The 6576-nt window shown below is 58.7% G+C and carries 5 protein-coding genes; all 5 read left to right on the plus strand.

The window, feature by feature from the left end; translation table 11 throughout:
• The first annotated feature begins 173 nt into the window (after positions 1 to 173).
• Positions 174 to 470 (plus strand): hypothetical protein, encoded by a 297-nt coding sequence (locus CT676_RS42670; RefSeq protein ID WP_135217250.1) that lies wholly within the window; start codon positions 174 to 176, stop codon positions 468 to 470.
• Between the two features lie 189 nt (positions 471 to 659).
• Entirely contained in the window at positions 660 to 971 is a 312-nt protein-coding gene (locus tag CT676_RS42675; protein WP_135217251.1) for an H-NS histone family protein, read from the plus strand.
• A 379-nt stretch (positions 972 to 1350) separates the two neighbouring features.
• Positions 1351 to 1608, plus strand: a complete 258-nt coding sequence (locus tag CT676_RS45895) for a hypothetical protein (protein WP_135217252.1) — start codon at positions 1351 to 1353, stop codon at positions 1606 to 1608.
• A 3767-nt stretch (positions 1609 to 5375) separates the two neighbouring features.
• Positions 5376 to 5708: a hypothetical protein gene (locus CT676_RS44660; RefSeq protein WP_167768347.1), complete on the plus strand. Its 333-nt coding sequence runs from the start codon at positions 5376 to 5378 to the stop codon at positions 5706 to 5708.
• 244 nt (positions 5709 to 5952) lie between these two features.
• Positions 5953 to 6378: a hypothetical protein gene (locus CT676_RS42705; RefSeq protein ID WP_135217254.1), complete on the plus strand. Its 426-nt coding sequence runs from the start codon at positions 5953 to 5955 to the stop codon at positions 6376 to 6378.
• Positions 6379 to 6576: the final 198 nt, after the last annotated feature.

Genomic DNA, 6576 nt, shown 5'->3' on the forward strand with positions numbered 1-6576 from the left:
TTCCGCCGCGACAAAACCGGAGATTCCAGCGTTTTTATCGCGCCATGGAAGCGGGCCGCCACCCAGCGCGGCTGAAAATCGACGCGAAGGGAAGGGCAATTGAGGGCTGGCTGTCGCACGGGAAAAGCAACGGCCGCGGCCGGCGGCGCACGCCCGTCGGTTGAAGCGGTAGCTTGTCCACAATTCCGGCGGTGCTGGCATTTGCTTCGGCGCCGCCGGGGTCCAAAATCAAAATCGCGACTCATCAAGGGAGCGAGCGCATGCGCAACAGGGCGGAAGCAAATGCCGATGTTGAGGCGCGGATTGCTCAAATCGAGCAGATGACGTTAGACCAGATCGCGACGTTTCAGGGCAGGATGCTGTCCGATATGACGACCGGTAGAATTGCGCCAAGAGAAGCCCGCGCCATAGATCGCGCTCTCAGAAAACGTTTGAAAATGATTGAGCAGGGACTGCGCGAGGGCGGCTGAGGCGCGAGGGCCGCGGTCCGAAGTTGAATGTCTCAGGCCCGCCGGTTCGCGCCGGCGCGCTCTCGTATCTGGGTGCACTGCGGAATTAAAAGTCCGAATAATGGAACTTTAAATGTAGGTAAATCCCGTCATAATGTGGAATAACTATTATGAGCCTGGGGCAGGCCGATATCACGGGGGTGGTTACCCATGCGCTATGCCGAGCGTTTTGAGCTGCTGAATATTGAAGAGTTGAGGAATCTCCACACTATGATTTCGCAAGCTCTTCATCAAAAAATCGAACGCCAGAAACTGTGGTTGGAAGATCGCCTGAACAGGTTGCACGGTTCGAATTCGAACCGTCGGCCGTACCCATCAGTCTTGCCCCAGTATCGAAATTCCGACTATCCCTACGAAACTTGGGCAGGCCGCGGAAAGCAGCCACGATGGCTGGTTGCGCAGTTGAGCGCCGGACGAGCACTAGACGATTTCAGGATTCAGGTGGAGCGGGTCAGAAGCTGATAAGCACGCGCAAGATCGGAAGTCGCGCCGCTTTCGACGCCGTCCGCATCTGCGCGGATTCGCGACCCATATCATCCTTGCTTCGGCTTCGCGCACCCGTCTTTTAAGCTCGCGCAGTTCATCAATCTGTCGGGCGATGTGTCGGGATCTTTGGGCGAGGGCCCAAGCAGAAATTAAACTACTCATACTTACCCCAAAAGTCACAATAAAAAATCGGTTAATCATTGGCTCAATAAAAGAAAGATTTCAAATCACAATTAAACCAGCTCCCTGAAATCATATGGGGCTGTCGCTCTGTCCATTTGTCGATTTACGCCTATTCCGTTCCTCGCTAGCCTATCCGTATTGCAAATCCGAAATTTGATTGAGGGGTAGCGTTGTGTCGAGTGCGATTGAGTTGATTGTTGACGGCTACGCGAGACTTAAGGACCGCCAGTCGCTCGAGGAGCTAAGGATGCATCGCCGGCGACTTGCCGTCGACCTGAAGGCCAGGACAGGTTTCGACTGTCGGTGGTCCATTGCGCAGGTCGAGCAGGATATTGCGGTCATAGAAGCCGGGTTGGAAACGCTTTCGAGCCCTGCGGATAGAGGGCAGCTACCGTCACAGCCAATCCGTCGGTTCGCGGCACGCGCCTAATTTGCTTACGCCACTGCGAACGCTCGTGTTCTGCGGCCCTCCACGATGATGTACTGTTACCCGTCGAACGTTGGCTTCCCTAAGAGTTCAATGAAACGCCACCGGTTCAAGCAGGATATCCTGGAGCTTGCATCGCACCAGCAACAGTGCGCAAAGGTAGTTGTGCTTGACCTTTTGCCGCTGGCACTGATCGCCTTCGCTCTCTTCGAAAGAGCATTTTATTGATTTAGCCCCTTCGTCATTGCGTGTTTCGGCCGCGACAAACTCGGCGTTTCCGGCGGATTTATCGCGGCAACGGACGCACCCGCTACCCACCTCCAGCGCCACTGACAATCGACGCGAAGGGATTAGGGGACAGGGTTATCGCGCTCAAATTCGGCATGTCGGGCGTTGAACCATAGCTGGAATACGATCGCCTAATTCGAACCGGGCACGATAGCAAAGGCAACGCTGGCCGCCCGAAATCGGCTCAACCGATCCGGATTCGCCTTAAGGATTTGCTTCAACCGAAGCTCGGCATCGGTCTCTTCCAGCATAACAACAGTCGTAACGCGCCTGTAAGGCCCTGCCAAGACGCCAGCCATTCAAGGCCCGCCGGTCAAGCCGGCGGGCCTTCTCTATTGCTCTATTGCGGCTCTCTCAGGCGACCAGTTTAATGGTTGGCTCCATTGGGAGGATTGCAATGCACAAAATGATCACGGTAGTCGCAATGACTGCTGCTCTTGCAGTTGCAGCGTGTGGCAGAGATCCAGGACCGCAAGGCCCAGCTGGCCCACAGGGCGCGCAAGGAATTCAGGGCGTGCCAGGTCCCCAGGGGCCGGCCGGCGCGCAAGGACCGCAGGGCCCGAAGGGCGACCCCGCGTCGATCAATATCCGCGCGGTACAGGCTGATGGCGCGGTCAATTGCGACAGCAACGAAACGCTGGTGTCCGTGTTCTGCCCAACCGGGGGAGCGGCGGACGGCCCGAAGTGCGGGACCTCGCCGACGGTGGGCTTGTGTTTGAAGAAATAAGCGGTCGTTGCAGAACGAGCGCTTTGCTGGCGCGACCTAATCGAGATTGGCGACACCGATCGTAATCTACAGTCCAAACTTCCCGCCGGCTCGCAAGGTCGGCCGGATTTTTTAAACGTCGCTTGCCTTGGAACAGTTGCGGCGGTGGCTGCAGCGCGTCCGTGATTTCGCGCTGGCGGGCTGTTTCCCGAAAATTAACCAATCATGAACCATGATTTGACGGCCGGTTCGGGTGGATCTCCGTTAGGTGAGCCGTGGGCATCCAGGCGACGATATGGCAGGCGCTGTTGGTGGCCGTTGTTGGTCCACTCGTCTCTGCTTGCGCGACTTCTGATCCAGCGACATCAACGGTTCGATCAGGCGCGCCATGGGCGCGGGACCTCAATGAGCCACCCCCAATTCGAGAGCCGACAAATGCTGCGCAGATAAAGGCAGATCTGACTGCGGCGCGCGAGAGAGCATTGCGCTAGCGCGATGATGTACTCGCCGGGATCGCGCAACGTGACCAGCTTGCGGCCGTCTACCTTTCGGCTCCTCGAAAGGCCGCCCCCAGCCTCGTTCGGTCATTCGCTGCGCAATGTTTGCTGTTCCTGTGGGGAACGGTATCGCCAATGTGCGGAAACGAACAGAACGGCGCTCCGAGCTGTGAGCAATCTCGCAGTCGCTTGGCCTCCGGTCCAAGCCTCCAAACGGCCCCGGCCACCCACCTGACCCTCGGCCGGGGCCGTCACTGCCCCGCTATCGATATCCCATGGCCGCGACGGGCGGCCCCTCCCAATTGAAGTCCGGCCGGACATCTGCGCCGCGCTGTCCGCAGGATTTGCATACGAAGCGCGGCTCGATGTCGGACACGCGCACCTCATCGGGCCAGTGGTCAGGGCAACGCTGTGGCTGCATCGGTAGTCGGCGCAATACACCAGGACGCCGCGCACTCCGATTTCGCGCATCTCGGCCATGGTGATCTTGACCGGCGGGCCGTCGGCATAGGTAGGCGTGTGGCGGCGGACAGGGCGAGGGTGTCTCACTGCGGCTGACAAGAGCGATCTTGATCGGTAGGCTGGTCTTCTACATCCAGCTTACCGGTTTTGATGATGAGGGTGTTGGCGGTCGTCGCCTTGCTAATACTGCCAACCAATCCGCTCCGCGCCGGGGCCACCATCGTGGGTGCCGGCTCGCAGTCGTGCTCGGCTTGGACGAACAGAACCAAGAATGCGGTAGTAAAGGGCGCTTTCGAATCCTGGGTTGTAGGTTTCATCAGTGGCCTGAATGTTAGCGGCGATAGAGAAATCGTCGGAGGCGGTGATTTTACAGCGATAATTGCTTGGATGGACCAGCGCTGTCGATCTCGTCCGACCGACCAAATTGGAATCGCAGCCCTAGATCTCGCGATGGAATTAGCTGGCAACGCAGCGAAGCGCTGACCGCCAGTTCACGTTGATGGGCCTCTCTATTGCGGTACTTTCCCACGACTGCCAGAGTGGCCCGCCCAGGTGGCGAGCCGATTGTCGTACAAATGGCTAGTAGACACCACATGCCAAGCGACAGGACTGAGTAGCCATTTGAAGCGAGCGACACCCAGAACGGTTCAGGAGGCCCGCGCGAACGCGCGGGCAGCCGAACTAGCCCCGGTTATCAAAGCTCTCCAGAAGTCCGGTGCCACGTCCTTGGGGGCGCTTGCAAAGAAACTCAACGAGACCCGCGTTCCTACGCCAACCGGGCGAGGCAGATGGTCCTGGACGCAAGTCTGGCGGCTCCTCAAGCGCCTGCGTCAGATCTCACATGAGATTTGAGCAGTTGTTGAAATCTGGAAGGCGCCAGCCGGGAACGCGCGCGAGCTACCGTGCATCGCGGTGTGGAAAAGCTTGCTACTTGCAGCCGGTCACCACCAGCGCCCCTCCGATCGCAATCTAGTCGCCGTCAGAGCGCGGCGGACCGGCCAGCGACATCGAGAGCCAGCCAGATCAACACGATCACGAACAGCGCGCCGAGCACGGCCGCCCACAGCTTCAGATTTGACACGAATGTCGGTCGTGCTCGCTTCCGGTTCGCGATGATCTTTGCGACCTGGGCGACCCGCGAAATTGAGCGAACTCGGCGGCGCTGACAAGGCCCGCCGGTTCACGCTGGCGGGCCTAGCACTCCCGGCGCTCTAATCCGCAATTGGACCGGCAGCCGGGAGCATCGGGGCTGGAAGGCAAGTCCGTGCCATGTTCGCCCCTTAACGACAATGGATAAAACAGCGGACTCCGGTAGTTCTCCGGACTCCATTTTCGGAACGGGGTGTTCTACTGAGAGAACACCGGCGAGATTTGAGTACCAACCAATTTGTAGTTATCCGGGAATGCCGCAGTGGGGGCTGGAACCACGCTGCGGTTTTTCCCATTGGACCACGCGTCACAGGGTTGAGGCTGGCAAGCCCACCACATCGTACTCGAAGGCCACGCCCTCTGGATCGTTTTCATCGAACCAGACCTTGGTAACTTCCTCAGTAGCGATCACCATCAGCTCTTTGCCTTGGTCGCATCGAGTAACGTCACCAGCTTGCGGCCGCCGACCTCGATTGGCTCCTCGAACGGCCGCCCCCAACCCTTGGTCATTGCGTGTTTCGGTACCCCATGATTGCGAGCTGCGGGTTGCCTCGGTCGAAGTCTGGCCGAACCTCGGCGCCGCGACTACCGCAACCGCGACAGACGAACCGCGGCTCGAGATCGGAGAGCCTTACGCGGTCAGGCCAAAGGTCAGCGTCCAGAGCGACATGATGACCACAATGGCCATAGACCAGGATGTCGCGCACGCCCATCTCTCGCATCTCGCCGAAGGTGATCTTGACCGGCCGGCCGTCGGTGTGTGTGGGCGTATGGCGGCGGGCAGGGCGGGGCATGTCGCCATCGAAACGCGGCGCAAGCCAGAGTCAAATTGTCGATTAGTGGTGGCTCAGAACGCGCGCGGGCTACTGCCGGTCGGGGATGTGGAAAACAGGCGCGCGCATTATCATCATCACGATATCGACCAGCTCGCGCGCATGGAGCGGCACAGAGTGGCGGCCACCAACCTAGCGCCGCGGATAATGGGGACGGTGTCTCATTAGGGGTACTGGCTGAGATGGGCCACCCGCAGATGAGGAACAGGCCACTAGCTTGCGCGTTCCGGGTTTGGCCACCATATCGCTACCACAATAAAAATGCGGGGGGAGGTACGCGTGCTAGATGGCTTTTACAAAGCTCGCTTCTCGAAATCGGATGGCGAGACTATTTTGGGTTTAATAACACTAGCCAACGGTAAGCTGTTTGGTGGCAACAGCGATTTCATGCTTTTCGGCAGCTATAGTCAGAATGGATACGACCTGTCTGCTGATGTTCAAATCAGCCAACTATCTTTTGATCGGGCAGCGGGGATATTCAGGGAAGGCGGAAGCCTCAACCTTATTGGCAGAGGCGGATTTCAGAACATCATTTGCGAATGTCATTCGCCCCAATCGCCCACTGACCCAATGCAGGCGGTTCTTGAGCGAGTGTCATTCTGATCGCCCGGCTTGCGGGCGCTGGCCAATCAACGAAAAGCCCGGCCCCGCGCCGGGCTTTTTCATGGAGGCCGACGGGCAGGATATTCCACCGCGACAAAACCGGAGATTCCAGCGTTTTTATCGCGCCATGGAAGCGGGCTGCCACCCAGCGCGGCTGAAAATCGACGCGAAGGGAAGGGCAAATAAGGGCCGTCTGTCGCACGCTGGCGCGGCTGAACAGCGCCTGCCACGGTGAAGTCTAACTCCGTTATCAGGATCTCACCTGCGATCGGAGCCCGGTCGCTAAACCTTCAAGTCAACTCCCGCCGGCTAACAGTCGGCGGGATTTTTTGACCTTGCCCCGCGGGTTTAATCCAGTTTGAAGTTCGTTCTGGCCCACGACAAGGACCAGAGCATGAAGCGCAGCCGCTTTTCGGAAGAGCAGATCATCGGG

Origin of the sequence: Bradyrhizobium sp. MOS001, assembly GCF_004634465.1 — a bacterium.
Taxonomy (GTDB): Bacteria; Pseudomonadota; Alphaproteobacteria; order Rhizobiales; family Xanthobacteraceae; genus Bradyrhizobium; species Bradyrhizobium barranii.